General features: G+C 64.2%; 13 protein-coding genes. 6 read left to right on the top strand and 7 right to left on the bottom strand.

Annotation, left to right across the window (positions count from 1 at the left end; all coding sequences use genetic code 11):
- Position 1 precedes the first annotated feature (1 nt).
- The 7 genes from H3H45_RS13755 to gatC form a co-directional block, all read right to left on the bottom strand.
- Positions 2 to 850, bottom strand: coding sequence for a TIGR02285 family protein (locus tag H3H45_RS13755; protein WP_182834304.1), 849 nt, complete (start codon positions 848 to 850; stop codon positions 2 to 4).
- Between the two features lie 90 nt (positions 851 to 940).
- Positions 941 to 1,318: a carboxymuconolactone decarboxylase family protein gene (locus H3H45_RS13750; protein WP_182834303.1), complete on the bottom strand. Its 378-nt coding sequence runs from the start codon at positions 1,316 to 1,318 to the stop codon at positions 941 to 943.
- A 16-nt stretch (positions 1,319 to 1,334) separates the two neighbouring features.
- Positions 1,335 to 2,420 carry a calcium/sodium antiporter gene (locus H3H45_RS13745; RefSeq protein WP_182834302.1) on the bottom strand — a complete coding sequence of 362 codons (1,086 nt, stop codon included), beginning with the start codon at positions 2,418 to 2,420 and terminating at the stop codon, positions 1,335 to 1,337.
- Positions 2,421 to 2,493: 73 nt separating this feature from the next.
- Complete coding sequence (locus H3H45_RS13740; protein ID WP_182834301.1) at positions 2,494 to 2,865, bottom strand: septal ring lytic transglycosylase RlpA family protein; 372 nt, start codon at positions 2,863 to 2,865, stop codon at positions 2,494 to 2,496.
- 140 nt (positions 2,866 to 3,005) lie between these two features.
- The gene (gene gatB, locus H3H45_RS13735; protein WP_182834300.1) at positions 3,006 to 4,454 is read right to left on the bottom strand and encodes an Asp-tRNA(Asn)/Glu-tRNA(Gln) amidotransferase subunit GatB; all 1,449 of its coding nucleotides are present in this window, start codon (positions 4,452 to 4,454) and stop codon (positions 3,006 to 3,008) included.
- 11 nt (positions 4,455 to 4,465) lie between these two features.
- Positions 4,466 to 5,917 carry an Asp-tRNA(Asn)/Glu-tRNA(Gln) amidotransferase subunit GatA gene (gene gatA / locus H3H45_RS13730; protein ID WP_182834299.1) on the bottom strand — a complete coding sequence of 484 codons (1,452 nt, stop codon included), beginning with the start codon at positions 5,915 to 5,917 and terminating at the stop codon, positions 4,466 to 4,468.
- Between the two features lie 16 nt (positions 5,918 to 5,933).
- Positions 5,934 to 6,221, bottom strand: a complete 288-nt coding sequence (gene gatC / locus H3H45_RS13725) for an Asp-tRNA(Asn)/Glu-tRNA(Gln) amidotransferase subunit GatC (RefSeq protein WP_182834298.1) — start codon at positions 6,219 to 6,221, stop codon at positions 5,934 to 5,936.
- A 217-nt stretch (positions 6,222 to 6,438) separates the two neighbouring features.
- On the opposite strand from gatC, the gene mreB reads away from it, so the two are divergent.
- The 6 genes from mreB to H3H45_RS13695 all read left to right on the top strand — a co-directional run bounded on the left by mreB (position 6,439) and on the right by H3H45_RS13695 (position 15,199).
- Complete coding sequence (mreB, locus tag H3H45_RS13720) at positions 6,439 to 7,479, top strand: rod shape-determining protein MreB (RefSeq protein ID WP_182834297.1); 1,041 nt, start codon at positions 6,439 to 6,441, stop codon at positions 7,477 to 7,479.
- Positions 7,480 to 7,660: 181 nt separating this feature from the next.
- A complete protein-coding gene (gene mreC / locus H3H45_RS13715) occupies positions 7,661 to 8,674 on the top strand; it encodes a rod shape-determining protein MreC (RefSeq protein WP_182834551.1) in 1,014 nt (337 codons plus the stop codon).
- Positions 8,674 to 9,162 carry a rod shape-determining protein MreD gene (mreD, locus tag H3H45_RS13710; protein WP_182834296.1) on the top strand — a complete coding sequence of 163 codons (489 nt, stop codon included), beginning with the start codon at positions 8,674 to 8,676 and terminating at the stop codon, positions 9,160 to 9,162. Before mreC ends, mreD begins: the two co-directional genes overlap by 1 nt.
- Before the next feature lie 55 nt (positions 9,163 to 9,217).
- Positions 9,218 to 9,817, top strand: a complete 600-nt coding sequence (locus tag H3H45_RS13705; RefSeq protein ID WP_182834295.1) for a Maf family protein — start codon at positions 9,218 to 9,220, stop codon at positions 9,815 to 9,817.
- 60 nt (positions 9,818 to 9,877) lie between these two features.
- Positions 9,878 to 11,335 (top strand): ribonuclease G, encoded by a 1,458-nt coding sequence (gene rng / locus H3H45_RS13700; protein ID WP_182834294.1) that lies wholly within the window; start codon positions 9,878 to 9,880, stop codon positions 11,333 to 11,335.
- Positions 11,336 to 11,365: 30 nt separating this feature from the next.
- The gene (locus H3H45_RS13695; protein WP_182834293.1) at positions 11,366 to 15,199 is read left to right on the top strand and encodes a YhdP family protein; all 3,834 of its coding nucleotides are present in this window, start codon (positions 11,366 to 11,368) and stop codon (positions 15,197 to 15,199) included.
- The last annotated feature ends 33 nt before the right edge of the window (positions 15,200 to 15,232 follow it).

The following is a 15,232-nucleotide window of genomic DNA, read 5'->3' as shown; positions in this document are numbered from 1 at the left end:
GTTACTCGGCCGGCAGTTGGGCAAGCTGGGCACGGTAGGGCTCCAGCAGGTAATCGGGTAGCCAGCGCTCGTAAGCGGCCTTGAACACTGCCTGATGCCCCGTACCGCTCAGGATCTGGTTGAGTTCGGCAAATACCCGGTCAGTCTGCGGGCTGCGTGTGCAGCTGAGTCGGCCTGGTAACAGTTGTTCATTGCCGGCGATGGGGTAGAAGCGCAGGTGCTGGTGGCTGGCGGTGAAATAGACCATTTCGCTGGGATAGCTGAAGGTGTAGTCGATGCGCCGGCGGTCGAGCATGTTGAACAGGGCACTGGTGGATTCGCCCTGGTAAACCCTGGCAAAACTGCTTTGCTCGGTGCCCTGGACAGACTGCAGCAGGGTGTCGATCAGGCTGCCATAACTGCGGCCACTGGCAATGCCGGGGCGTATCTGCGGGTTCTTGAGCAGGCGTTCGAGATCGATGCGTCCGGCGGTATCGAGGTAGGGCGCGACCAGGGCCGTCTGTTCCTGGCTGACGACCAGGCCCAGTGGTAGCAAATGGCCATAGGGCTTGCTGAAGCGCAGAAAGGCTTCGCGCTCTGGGGTCTTGAAGGCGGCCAGCAGGCAGTAGGGGCCACCTTGCTCGGCCATGTGCATCACCCGTGGCCAGGGGGCGACCGACTCGCTGAAATTGTGCTGCGGCAGCGCCTGTTGCAGATAGCTGAACAGGGCATTCATGTAGCCCTGATTGGCGTGGGGGCCTTGGGATATGTACATGGGCGGGAATTCCGCTCCCAGCCAGATGATGCTTTCGGCCTGCGCGGTAGCAGTCATGCAGGTCAGGCTAAACAGCAGCACTTTCAGTCGTTTCATCTCGCGCTCATGTCGGCATGCAGGCCGCATCCATGGCCGGGTTCAACCCCGGTCAGTCTAGGGGGTGGCAACGGCTTGCGCGAGCGCGATTCAGGCCTTGCCCTGTTCCTCAATCACTTCCTGGGCCGCACGAAAGGCGTCGATCGCCGCCGGCACGCCGGCATATACCGCGCAGTGCAGCAGCGCTTCGCGGATTTCCTCGACTGTGCAGCCGTTGTTCAGGGCGCCGCGCACATGGCCTTTGAGCTCCTGCGGGCATTTCAGCGCGGTCAGCGCGGCCAGGGTGATCAGGCTGCGGGTCTTGCGGTCCAGCCCTTCGCGGTTCCACACACCACCCCAGGCATGTTCATTGACGAAGTCCTGCAGCGGCTGGGTGAACGCGGTGGCGTTACCCAGGGCGCGGTCGACGAAGGCATCGCCCATCACTTCGCGGCGCACCTGCAGGCCGCTGGGTTTTTCCTGGCTCATCGGCTATCTCCTTGATTCAGCGCTGGCGATGCCAGGCGCGGGCACCGATCACCGCCAGGGTCACGGCGGTCAGCGGCAGAACGAAAGTCTGCATGGCTTGCTGGAAGGCATCCAGCCAGGGTGCACCGCTGCTGTGGACGATCAGGTAGGTGGTGTAGATGGCGTAGTAGATGATGAACAGCGCACCCTCCCAACGGTTGATCGAGTAACCGTTAAAGAAGATCGGCAGGCAGGCCACGGCCACGGCGATCATCACCGGGAAGTCGAAGGCCAGGGCGTTGGCCGCTACCGGGATGGCGGCTGGCGACACCAGCGAGGCCAGGCCGAGTACACAGAGCAGGTTGAAGATGTTGCTGCCGACGATGTTGCCTACGGCAATATCGCGCTCGCCTTTGATGGCGGCCATTACCGAGGTGGCCAGCTCCGGCAGCGAGGTGCCGACGGCAACCACCGTCAGGCCGATCACCAGTTCTGACATGCCCAGGGCGCGAGCCAGTTGCACGGCGCCTTCAACCAGGAAGTTGGATCCGCTGACCAGCAGCACCAGGCCGGCGATGATCAGCCCCAGGTTGATGGCCCAGGCATAGGGTTTGGCGGGCTCGTTGAGGCCGTATTCATCTTCGAACTCGTCGCCGCCTTCGGCTTTTTTCTCGCGACGGCTGCTGATGATCAGGAAACCGGTGTAGGCCAGGATGCCGGCGAGCAACAGGGCGCCGTCCAGGCGGCTGAGGCTGCCGTCATAGGCCAGGGCATAGGTCACCAGGCTGGCACCGATCATGATCGGCACGTCCAGGCGGATTAGCTGGCGCGATACCAGCAGCGGCGCGATCAGTGCGGTAAGGCCGAGGATGAACAGCACGTTGGCGATGTTGCTGCCGACCACGTTACCGATAGCCAGATCACCCTTGCCATCCAGAGCAGCTTGCACGCTGACGGCGGTTTCCGGTGCGCTGGTACCGAAAGCCACCACGGTGAGGCCGATGATCAGCGGTGGGATACCGAACTGGGCGGCCAGTTTGGCAGCGCCGCGTACCAGCACCTCGGCACCGGCGACCAGCAGTACCAGACCGGCGATCAAATAGACGAGGGTCATCAGGGTCATGGTCAGGCTCCAGAAAAGATCGGCATAGCTTATTCATCCGGCTGGGCAATGCCAGAGGCTGTAGCGCCTTGTTTCAATCGCGCAGGGTTTCGATGCGTACCGGTGCTATGCCACTGTTGAGCATGTCGAGCTGTTCGGCGGCGGCTTTCGACACGTCGATCAGGCGTCCACGCGAGTAAGGTCCGCGATCATTGATGCGAACCACCACGCGCTTGCCGTTGCGCAGGTTGGTGACCTGTACCCGTGTGCCGAAAGGCAGTTGGCGATGGGCGGCGGTCAGCGCGTGCTGGTCGAAGCGCTCGCCGCTGGCGGTCTTGCGGCCGTGGTGCTGGGCGCCATACCAGGAAGCCTGGCCTTCGGCGCGGTAACCCTGCGGGTCGACTGTGCCCTGGCTGGCGCAGGCGCTGAGCAGCAAGGTGGCGAGCAGGGCGAAAGCGATACGCATGGCGACTCCGTTAGCGGGTGGATGATCGATGGTTCCCACGCTCCTGCGTGGAAACCGATCCCGGGACGCTCTGCGTCTCAGCATCCTGCGAATGCAATGACGCCGGGCAAGCCCGGCGTCGTGTTTACTGCGGTGAGGCCTCAGCCTTCGAGCTTCTTCTTCAACAGCTCGTTGACCTGGCCCGGGTTTGCCTTGCCTTTCGAGGCCTTCATCGCCTGGCCGACGAAGAAGCCGAACATCTTGCCGCGCTTGGCTTCGTCGCTGGCGCGGTACTGTTCGACCTGCTCGGCATTGGCCGCCAGCACTTCGTCCAGCATGCTTTCGATGGCGCCGGAGTCGGTGACCTGCTTGAGGCCTTTCTTCTCGATCACTTCATCGGCGCTCGCGCCTTCACCAGCGGCCAGCGCCTCAAACACCATCTTGGCGATCTTGCCGCTGATGGTGTTGTCCTTGATGCGCAGGATCATGCCGCCCAGTTGCGCGGCGGAGACCGGCGATTGCTCGATCTCCAGGTTGTCCTTGTTGAGCAGGCTGGATAACTCGCCCATCACCCAGTTGGCGGCCAGCTTGGCATCGCCACACACGGCGTTGACCGCCTCGAAGTAGTCGGCCAGTTCGCGGCTGGCGGCCAGCACCGTGGCGTCGTATGCGGACAGGCCGAACTGCGCCTCGAAGCGCTCGCGCTTCTGCACCGGCAGCTCCGGCAGGCTGGCGCGCACTTCGTCGAGGAAGCTCTGCTCGATCACCACCGGCAGCAGGTCGGGGCAGGGGAAGTAACGGTAGTCGTTGGCTTCCTCCTTGCTGCGCATGGAACGCGTCTGGTCCTTGTTCGGGTCGTACAGGCGGGTTTCCTGCACCACCTTGCCACCGTCTTCGATCAGTTCGATCTGCCGTTGCACTTCGTGGTTGATGGCTTTTTCGATGAAGCGGAACGAGTTTACGTTCTTGATCTCGGCGCGGGTGCCGAACTCGGCCTGGCCTTTCGGCCGCACCGAGACGTTGCAGTCGCAGCGCAGCGAACCTTCGGCCATGTTGCCGTCGCAGATGCCCAGGTAGCGCACCAGGGCGTGGATCGCCTTGACGTAGGCCACCGCTTCCTTGGCCGAGCGGATGTCCGGCTCGGAAACGATTTCCAGCAGCGGCGTGCCGGCGCGGTTCAGGTCGATGCCGCTCATGCCGTGGAAGTCTTCGTGCAGGCTCTTGCCGGCGTCTTCTTCCAGGTGCGCGCGGGTGATGCCGATGCGCTTGGTGGTGCCGTCTTCCAGGGTGATGTCGAGGAAGCCCTTGCCGACGATGGGGTGATCCATCTGGCTGGTCTGGTAGCCCTTGGGCAGGTCCGGGTAGAAGTAGTTCTTACGGGCAAAGATGTTCTGCGGCGCGATATGCGCGTCGATCGCCAGGCCGAACTTGCAGGCCATACGTACCGCTTCGGCGTTGAGCACCGGCAGGGTGCCGGGCATGCCGAGGTCAACCAGGCTGGCCTGGGTGTTGGGCTCGGCGCCGAAGGTGGTGGCGCTGGCCGAGAAGATCTTCGATTGGGTGCTGAGCTGGGCGTGGATTTCCAGCCCGATCACGGTTTCCCATTGCATATGTACTGTCCTCAGAAGCCGGTCGGTGCTTGTTTGTGCCAGTCAGTGACCTGTTGGTACTGATGGGCGACATTCAGCAGGCGACCTTCCTGGAAGTAGGGCGCAAGCAGTTGCACGCCAACCGGCAGACCGTCGACGAAGCCGGCGGGCATGGACAGGCCGGGGATACCGGCCAGGTTGGCGGTGATGGTGTAGATGTCTTCCAGGTATTCGGCGACCGGGTCGTTGTTCTTCGCGCCGATCTTCCAGGCCAGGTTCGGCGTGGTTGGGCCGAGGATCACGTCGACGTCGTTGAAAGCGGCGACGAAGTCGTTCTTGATCAGGCGGCGGATTTTCTGTGCCTTCAGGTAGTAGGCGTCGTAGTAACCGGCGGACAGCGCGTAGGTGCCGACCATGATGCGGCGCTTCACTTCCGCGCCGAAGCCTTCACCGCGCGAGCGCTTATACAGGTCTTCGAGATTGACCGGGTTCTCGCAGCGGTAGCCGAAGCGTACGCCGTCGAAACGCGACAGGTTGGAGCTGGCTTCTGCCGGGGCGATCACGTAGTAGGCCGGGATGGCGTGCTGCATGTTCGGCAGGCTGATGTCCTTGACGGTGGCGCCGAGCTTTTTCAGCTCTTCAACCACGGCCAGCACTTTGTCGGCGATGCGGCTGTCGAGGCCGGTACCGAAGTATTCCTTCGGCAGACCGATACGCAGACCGGCGAGCGGCTGGTTCAGCGCGGCCAGGTAGTCATCTGCCGGCTGATCGACGCAGGTTGAGTCCTTGGCGTCGAAACCGGCCATGCCGCCGAGCAGCAGTGCACAGTCCTCGGCGGTGCGCGCCAGCGGGCCACCCTGGTCGAGGCTGGAGGCGTAGGCGATCATGCCCCAGCGCGAGACGCGACCGTAGGTCGGCTTGATCCCGGTGAGGTTGGTCAGCGCGGCGGGCTGACGGATCGAGCCGCCGGTGTCGGTGCCGGTGGCGGCCGGCAGCAGGCGGGCGGCGACGGCTGCAGCGGAGCCGCCAGAGGAACCGCCCGGTACGCGGGTCAGGTCCCAGGGGTTCTTCACCGCGCCGTAATGGCTGGATTCGTTGGCCGAGCCCATGGCGAACTCGTCCATGTTCAGCTTGCCCAGGGTCACAGTGCCGGCTGCGGCGAGCTTCTCGACCACGGTGGCGTTGTAAGGGGCCTTGAAGCCGCTGAGGATTTTCGAGCCGCAGCTGGTGAGGATGTTCTGGGTGCAGAACAGGTCCTTGTGGCCGATCGGTGCGCCGAGCAGGGCACCGTTCTCGCCGGCGGCGCGGCGGGCGTCAGCGGCCTTGGCTTGTTCCAGCGCCAGGTCTTCGGTGATGCTGATGAAGCTGTTGAGCTGCGGGTCGAGCTGCTGGATGCGCGTCAGCAGGGCGCGGGTCAACTCTTCGGAAGAGAACTGCTTGCCGGCGAGGCCTTGGGCGATCTCTGCGAGGGTCAGTTGATGCATGGGAAACCCTTTCCTTTTATTCGATGACTTTCGGCACGAGGTACAGGCCGTTTTCCACGGCCGGGGCGATGGCCTGGTAGGCTTCGCGCTGGTTGCGTTCGGTAACCAGGTCGGCACGCAGGCGCTGGGTGGCTTCCAGCGGGTGGGCCAGCGGCTCGATATCATCGGTATCGACGGCCTGCATGGCGTCGATCAGGCCGAGAATATTGTTGAGGGTCTCGGTGGTTCGTGGAACTTCGGCCTCATTCAGGCCCAGGCGGGCGAGATGGGCGATCTTTTCCACGTCGGAGCGTTCAAGCGCCATCGGGAGTCTCCAGGGGCTGGCCGGGTGGCCGGGCGAATACGGGCGGGGAACGGATACCGCGTGTTGCGGTCGAAAGCCGCGAATTGTGGGCCGTAAAGCCCGGAAAAGCAGGCAATTTAGCACATCACGCGCCTTGCCCAAAAGGCTGGTCATTGATAGAGTTTGCCGCACTTTTTTACCCAGCGTTTTCTCCACGCTCTGCCTAGGGTTATCCCCAATGTTCAAGAAACTGCGTGGCATGTTTTCCAGCGATCTGTCGATCGACCTGGGCACTGCCAATACCCTGATTTATGTCCGCGATCGCGGCATTGTGCTGAACGAGCCGTCCGTGGTTGCCATCCGTACTAGCGGCAACAACCAGAAGAGCGTGGTCGCCGTCGGTACCGAGGCCAAGCGCATGCTGGGTCGCACCCCGGGCAACATTTCCGCCATTCGTCCGATGAAAGACGGCGTGATCGCCGACTTCAGCGTCTGCGAGAAGATGCTGCAGTACTTCATCAACAAGGTTCACGAAAACAGCTTCCTGCAGCCATCGCCGCGGGTACTGATCTGCGTGCCGTGCAAATCGACCCAGGTCGAGCGCCGCGCCATTCGCGAATCGGCCCTCGGTGCTGGTGCGCGTGAAGTGTTCCTGATCGAAGAGCCGATGGCTGCTGCCATCGGTGCCGGCCTGCCGGTTGAAGAGGCTCGCGGTTCGATGGTCGTCGATATCGGCGGTGGTACCACCGAAATCGCGCTGATCTCGCTGAATGGCGTGGTCTACGCCGAATCCGTGCGTGTCGGCGGCGACCGTTTCGACGAAGCCATCATCACCTACGTGCGTCGCAACTACGGTTCGCTGATCGGTGAATCCACCGCCGAGCGGATCAAGCAGGAAATCGGCACCGCCTACGCCGGTGGCGAAGTGCGCGAAGTCGACGTGCGTGGCCGTAACCTGGCCGAAGGCGTACCGCGCAGCTTCACCCTCAACTCCAACGAGGTTCTGGAAGCCCTGCAGGAATCCCTGGCGACCATCGTCCAGGCGGTCAAAAGCGCCCTGGAGCAGTCGCCGCCGGAACTGGCATCTGACATCGCCGAGCGTGGCCTGGTGCTGACTGGTGGTGGCGCGCTGCTGCGCGATCTGGACAAGCTGCTGTCGCAGGAAACCGGCCTGCCGGTGATCGTTGCCGAAGACCCGCTTACCTGCGTGGCCCGTGGTGGCGGCAAGGCGCTGGAGATGATGGATCGTCACTCGATGGATCTGCTCTCTTCGGAGTGATCCTGACGACGTGAGCCGAAGCCGGAAGCCTGTTCTTCCGGCTTTCGATTTTGTGCGGTATGGGTGTGTGCGCCGCGTCAGCCCTGTCACCCCAGTTGGGGCGCTAGACTGCGCAGCAGGCTGTATCCATGCGGCATGATCGACGCGATGTCGGTCATCAACAGGTTCTAGGGGATTCGCCATCAAACCGCTATTCGCCAAAGGTCCATCGCTGGGCGTACGACTGCTTGTGCTGGTCGTGCTGTCGGCTGTGCTGATGGTGGTGGATGCGCGCTTCACCGTCCTCAAGCCGTTGCGGGCGCAGCTGGGCTTGCTGGTCGAGCCGGTGTTCTGGGTCGGCCGCCTGCCGGTGACCCTGTGGGAAGCGGCGACCCAGGAGCTCAGCAGTCGCAACGAACTGGTTGCCGAGAACGAGAAGCTCAAAGCAGAAATGCTCCTGCTGCAGCGCCGGGTGCAGAAGCTCGCCGCTCTGACCGAGCAGAACGTGCGCCTGCGCGAGCTGCTCAACTCTTCCGCTTTGGTGGAGGAAAAGGTGATTGCCACCGAGCTGATCGGCATTGACCCTAACCCCTTCACCCATCGCATCCTGATCGACAAGGGCGAGCAGGACGGCGTGTTCCTCGGCCAGCCGGTGCTCGACGCCCGTGGCCTGATGGGCCAGGTGGTCGAGGTCATGCCTTACGCGGCGCGGGTGCTGCTGCTCACCGATACCAGTCACAGCATTCCGGTGCAGGTCAATCGCAATGGCCTGCGCGCCATTGCCGCCGGCAGCGGTAACCCGGAGCGTCTGGAATTGCGCCATGTGGCTGATACCGCCGACATCAAGGTGGGTGATCTGCTGGTCAGCTCCGGCATGGGCCAGCGTTTCCCGGCTGGTTACCCGGTTGCCATGGTCAGCGAAGTGATTCACGACTCCGGCCAACCATTCGCCATCGTGCGGGCTGTGCCGACTGCGGCGCTGAATCGCAGTCGCCACATGCTGCTGGTGGATGTCGATCGGCGCAGCGCTGAAGAACGCGCCACCGCTGCCGCCGAGGCCCAGCAGCAAGCCGATAGCCAGGCGCCGGCCGTGCCTGAGGCAGCAACGCCCACACCGGCAGCGCCAGACGCGCCAGCGGTGACGCCAGCTCCAGCGCTGCCTGCGGTGGAAGCCGCTTCGCCAGTAGCGCCAGCCGATAGTCAGGAGGCCAACTGATGGTGGCGACACGTTCCGCTCACGGTTGGGTAATCTGGGCCAGCCTGGCGTTTGCCCTGTTGCTCAGCGTGGCGCCCATGCCGGATTTCATGGCCATCGGCCGCCCGCTGTGGCTGGCGCTGTTTCTCTCCTACTGGGCGCTTTCCGTGCCACACCGCCTGGGTATGGTCTCGGCCTGGGTCTTCGGTCTGCTGGCCGATGTGCTGAATGGCTCGCTGCTGGGGCTCAATGCCCTGGTCCTGACCCTGATCGTGTTCCTCGTGCTGTCGCTGCAGCGGCGTTTGCGCATGTTCCCCATGTGGCAGCAGAGTCTGGTGCTGCTGGTGGTGTTCGGTCTGGCCCAGCTGGTGCATCTGTGGCTGAATGCGCTGACCGGCAACCGCCAGCCGACCCTCGAATTCGTCTTCCCGGCGCTGGTCAGCGCCTTGCTCTGGCCCTGGGTGTTCGCCATCCTGCGTGGGCTGCAACAGCGCTTCGGCGTTCACTGAATCGGCGTCGGCCGCTGTGCCGACGACTGCCATTCCTCGACAGGGAGATGTCTGCATGGCCACCCTCTACCTGGCCTCAGGTTCCCCGCGACGCCGCGAACTGCTGGCGCAGATCGGTGTGCCCTTCGTCACGTTAAGCGCCTCTATCGATGAAACCGCATTGCCTGGCGAGGCTGCACCTGGCTATGTAGAGCGCCTGGCGCTGGATAAAGCGCGCGCCGGGCTGGCCAGCCTGGGCGATTGCGGCGATGCTGTGGTGCTGGGGGCGGATACCGCCGTGGTGCTCGACGGGCAGATCCTCGGCAAGCCGCAGGATCGCGCCGAGGCGCTGGCTATGCTGGCGGCTCTGTCCGGGCGCGAGCACCAGGTGCTGACCGCCGTGGCGCTGGTCAGCCCTGCGCGCAGTGCCGTGCAGGTAGTGACCAGTCGGGTCAGTTTCCGTGCCCTGCGGCCTGGCGAGGCTGAGGCCTACTGGGCCACCGGGGAGCCCTGCGACAAAGCAGGCGGTTATGGTATTCAAGGCTTGGCGGCGGTGTTCGTCAGCCAGGTGCAGGGCAGTTACTCGGCGGTGGTCGGTTTGCCCTTGTGCGAGACCGCACAGTTACTCAACGAATTCGCAATTCCGTGCTGGCAGCCACTGCCGGTCAACAGTTAAGAAGCTGCCGGTTCGGCATGTGGCCCATGGCCGGCAGCTTCATCGCGCAGAGTGGGATGCATGAGCGAAGAGATCCTGATCAACATCACGCCGATGGAATCGCGCGTGGCGGTGGTGGAAAACGGTGTGCTGCAGGAAGTGCATGTCGAGCGCACCCAGCGCCGCGGCATTGTCGGCAACATCTATAAGGGCAAGGTGGTGCGCGTGCTGCCAGGCATGCAGGCGGCCTTTATCGACATCGGCCTGGATCGCGCGGCCTTCATTCATGCGGCCGAGATATCCACCCGTGAAGGCAGCGCGGTGGAAAGCATCAGCGCCCTGGTGCACGAGGGGCAGAGCCTGGTGGTGCAGGTGACCAAGGATCCGATCGGCACCAAGGGCGCGCGGCTGACCACCCATCTATCGATTCCTTCGCGCTACCTGGTGTATATGCCGCGCACTGCGCATGTCGGCATCTCGCTGAAGATTGAGGAAGAGGCCGAGCGCGAGCGCCTCAAGCAGGTGGTCACCGACTGTGTGGCGGCCGAGGGCATCGAGGAAGCCGGCGGTTTTATCCTGCGCACTGCCGCCGAGGGGGCCAGCGCCGACGAGATCCTCGCCGATATCCGCTACCTGCGCCGTTTGTGGGAGCAGGTCGCCGGGCAGATGCAGAGCGCCAAGACGCCTTCGGTGATCTACGAGGACCTGTCCCTGGCCCTGCGTACCCTGCGCGACCTGGTCAATCCGAAGATCGAAAAGATCCGCATCGACTCGCGCGAGACCTTCCAGAAGATCACCCAGTTCGTCGATGAGCTGATGCCGGAGATATCCGATCGCCTGGAACACTACCCGGGCGAGCGACCGATCTTCGACCTGTACGGCGTCGAGGACGAGATCCAGCGTGCCCTGGAACGCAAGGTACCGCTCAAGTCCGGCGGTTACCTGGTGGTCGACCCGGCCGAGGCGATGACCACCATCGACGTCAACACCGGGGCCTTCGTCGGCCATCGCACCCTCGAAGAGACCATCTTCAAGACCAATCTCGAGGCCGCCACCGCGATTGCCCGCCAGCTGCGCCTGCGCAACATCGGCGGAATCATCATCATCGACTTCATCGACATGGAAGATGAAGAGCACCAGCGCCAGGTGCTGCGTACCCTGGAAAAGCAGCTGGAGCGTGACCACGCCAAGACCAACATCATCGGCATTACCGAGCTGGGCCTGGTGCAAATGACCCGCAAGCGCACCCGCGAGAGCCTTGAACAGGTGCTGTGTGAGTCCTGCAGCAATTGTCAGGGGCGTGGCAAGCTGAAGACCCCGGAAACCATCTGCTACGAGATCTTCCGCGAGATCCTCCGCGAGGCGCGCGCCTACCAGGCCGAGGGTTACCGGGTACTGGCCAACCAGAAAGTGGTCGACTGCCTGCTCGACGAGGAGTCGGCCAATGTTGCCGATCTCGAAGCCTTTATCGGCCGCACCATCAAGTTCCAGGTAGAAAGCATGTACTCCCAGGAGCAATACGATGTGGTGCTGCTCTGAAATGACCCGAATCCGCCTGGATAGTCCTGCATGAGTCGGCTGGCGCGCCTGCTTGTTTCCCTGTTGCGCACGGCCCTCGGGCTCTGCGCCCTGGGTCTGGTGCTGGCAGCGCTGTACGCCAGCCTTGGCCGCGAACTGATACCGTTGGTGGCCGAGTACCGCGACGAGGTGCAGAGCAAGGCCCAGACCGCGCTCGGCATGCCGCTGAGCATCGGCAGCCTGGAAGGGCGCTGGAGTGGCCTGGCACCGCTGCTGTTTGCCCACGATGTGCAGCTGGGCAGTGGCACTAGCAGTATTCGTCTGGATCAGGTGCGGGTGGTGCCCGATGTGCTGCAGAGTCTGCTGAGCCGGCAGTTGCATATCGCCAACCTAGAACTGGATGGCCTGCAGCTCAGTCTGCGCGAGGATGAGCAGGGCGCCTGGAGCGTCGAGGGCCTGCCAGTGCGTACCGCGGGTGCGCAGAAAGCCGATCCGCAACAGCTCCTGCAGGGCCTGCAGCGCATCAGCACCCTGTCGCTGCTGGACAGCCAGCTGACCCTCGAACCCTTCGAGCAGCCCCCCCTGAGCTTCACCTACGCCAACCTGACCCTGCGCAGCGGCGTGCAGCGCCAGCGCATCGACGCTCGTCTGCTGCTGCCCGATGGCCAGCCGCTGGCCCTGCGCCTGCGTACCCGCCTGCAGCCCACGGAGTGGCAGAACAGCCAGGCCGAGTTGTACCTCAGCCTGCCGCAGAGTGATTGGGCGCGCTGGCTGCCGAAAGGCCTGACGCAGGCCTGGCGCCTGGAAAAACTGCAGGCTGGTGGCGAATTCTGGCTGGACTGGCACGACGGCCAGGTGCAACGCGCCGTGGCGCGCCTGCATGCCCCCGAACTGAGCGGCGGCTATGCCCAGCGCAAGGCGGTCAAGGTGCAGGACTTGGCGCTGAGCGCCTTTTTCACCCGCACGGAAACTGGTTTCGACCTGCTGCTCGACTCCCTGGCCTTGAGCCTGGGCGAGACCCGCTGGGGCGAGGTACAGCTGGCGCTGCGCCAGCAGAGCGCGACAGAGGGGCGCGAGGCGCAATGGACGCTGAGCGCCGACCGTCTCGATCTGGCCCCGCTCGGCCCGGTGGTGAGCGCCCTGGCGCCGCTGCCCGAACAGGCGGCCGAGGCGTTGCAGGCCCTGCGCCCGCAGGGGGTGCTGAGCAATATCCAGCTGACCTATCGTCCGCAGCTGACGAGTGCCGATCGCCTGCAGTATTCACTGAACCTGGCGCAGGTCGGTATCAGCCCGTGGCGTGGCATTCCGGCGGTGGAGAATGCCAGCGGTAGCGTCAGCGGCAATCTCACCGATGGCGACGGCCGCCTGGCCAGCGAGAACTTCGGCCTGCATTTCGATCAGCTGTTTCCGGCCATGTGGCGTTATCGCACGGCTGGCGCGCAGTTGCTCTGGCATTACGATAGCGCCGGGTTGACCCTGCGCAGCCCCTATCTGCAGGTGGTGGGCGAGGAGGGTGCAGTGGCCGGTGACTTCCTCGTGCGCCTGCGCAAGGACCCGGCCGAAGAAGACTATATGGATCTGCGCGTGGGCATTCGCAATGGCGATGCGCAGTTCACCGGCAAGTACCTGCCGACCCGTTCCCCAGGCATGAGCACCAAGCTCAGCGAGTGGTTGAATACTGCCATTCGTGCCGGCAAGGTCGATGAGGGCTATTTCCAATACCAGGGCTCACTGCTCAAGGGCGCCGATGCCGCCGCGCGCAGCATCAGCCTGTATTTCCGCGTGCATGATGCCGAACTGGCCTTCCAGCCAGGCTGGCCGGTGCTGCGCGAGGCGCGTGGCGAGGTGCTGATCGAGGACAGTGGCGTGCGCGTGCGGGTCCCGGAAGGGCGTCTGCTGGATAGCCGGCTTACGGCGGTCAGCGTTGATATTCCGCAGGTCGGGCCGGGGCGGGTGCCACGCCTGGACGTGCAGGGGCAGGTGCAGAGCAGCGTGGTGGATGCCCTGAAGATTCTCCAGGAGGCGCCGCTGGGTACCGCAGATACCTTTACCGGCTGGCGCGGTGAAGGACCGTTGAGCGGCAAGCTCAAGCTCGACATTCCCCTGGCGCAAGGCCAGCCGCCCAGGGTGCAGGTGGATTTCGCCACTGAGGGTGCGCGCCTGCAACTGAGCACGCCGGCGCTGGATCTGAGCCAGATCAAGGGTGCCTTCCGTTTCGATACGGCCACCGGCCTGAGTGCCCCGGACATTCGTGCCCAGGCCCTGGGTCATGCACTGCGCGGGCGGGCGATTGCCAGTGGCGCGCGGGGCAAGGCGCGCACGCGGATCGAGGCCAACGGCCAGGTGCAACTAGCGACCCTGAGCAACTGGCTGGGCGTGACCCAGGCACTGCCGCTGAGTGGCCAGCTGCCCTATGCCCTGAGCCTGAGCCTGGACGGTGCCGACAGCCAGTTGCGTATCAGCTCCAACCTCAAGGGCCTGGCCATCGACCTGCCGGCACCTTTCGGCAAGGTCGCCGGCGATAGTCGCGAAGCGGTCTGGCGCATGACCCTGCAGGGCAATGAGCGGCGTTACTGGCTGGATTACGCCGGACAGGCCAGTCTGGCCTTTGCCGCGGCACCGGGGCAGGTGTTGCAGGGGCGCGGCGAGCTGCGCCTGGGTGGTGGCGCGGCCAGCCTGCCCGCTGCTCCAGGCTTGCGCGTTGCCGGGCGCCTCAGTGAGCTGGACTGGTCCGCCTGGCAAACGCTGGGCAAGCAGTATGGCGGTACGCCGGGCGCGACCGGCAACTTGCAATTCCTGCGTGGCGCCGACTTGCAGGTCGATCGCTTCAGTGGCTTCGGTACCCAGGTCGATAATCTTGCGGTCAAGCTGGCGCGCAGCGGTCAGGGTTGGCAGCTCGACCTGGCCAGCGCGCTGCTGGAGGGGCAGATCAACCTGCCGGATGCCACCGGCGCGCCAATCGACGTCAACCTGGCTCGCCTGAGCTTTCCCCCGGCCGAGCCGCCGAGCTCGACCGTGATAGACAAGCCGGACGCCCTGGCAGCGGTCGATCCGCGGCAGTTCCCGGCCCTGGATGTGCGCATCGCCCGTGTATTGCAGGGCGATCAGCTGCTCGGCGCCTGGTCGTTGAAAGCGCGCCCGACAGCCCAGGGGGTGCGTTTCAATGAGCTGTCGCTGCAGCTCAAGGGCTTGCAGGTCAATGGCGCTGCGGGCTGGGAGGGCGCGCCGGGCGCCAGCAGTAGTTGGTACAAGGGACGCATGGAGGGCAAGAACCTGGCCGACGTACTGCTGGCCTGGAATTTTGCTCCGACTGTCACCAGCGAACGCTTCCGTCTGGATGTCGATGGCCGCTGGCCTGGCTCGCCGGCCTGGCTCAGTCTCAAGCGTTTCAGTGGTCGCATGGATGCCAGCTTGCGTAAGGGCCAGTTTGTCGAGGTCAAGGGCTCGGCATCGGCGCTGCGGGTGTTCGGTTTGCTCAATTTCAACTCGATCAGTCGCCGCCTGCGCCTGGACTTCTCCGATCTGCTCGGCAAGGGCCTCAGTTATGACAAGCTCAAGGGCCTGCTGGTGGCCACCGATGGGGTGTTCGTCACCCGCGAGCCGATCAAGATGGAGGGGCCGTCCAGCGGTCTGGAACTGAATGGCACTCTGGACATGGCGCGCGACCAGATCGATGCCAAGCTACTGGTGACCCTGCCGGTCACCAACAACCTGCCACTGGCTGCGCTGATCGTCGGCGCACCGGCGGTGGGCGGTGCGCTGTTCGTGGTCGACAAGCTGCTGGGTGATCGCGTGGCGCGTTTCGCCAGCGTGCAATACAGCGTCAAGGGGCCCTGGCAGAACCCGGCCATCACCTTCGACAAACCTTTTGAAAAAACCCGATGAAGTTCGCTGCCCGTACTTGGAGTAGCATGCAGT

The sequence above is a fragment of the Aquipseudomonas guryensis genome, from assembly GCF_014164785.1.
GTDB classification, from domain to species: Bacteria; Pseudomonadota; Gammaproteobacteria; order Pseudomonadales; family Pseudomonadaceae; genus Aquipseudomonas; species Aquipseudomonas guryensis.
Note: the sequence above shows the minus strand (reverse complement) of the source record. Positions and strands in the feature narration are given on the sequence as shown.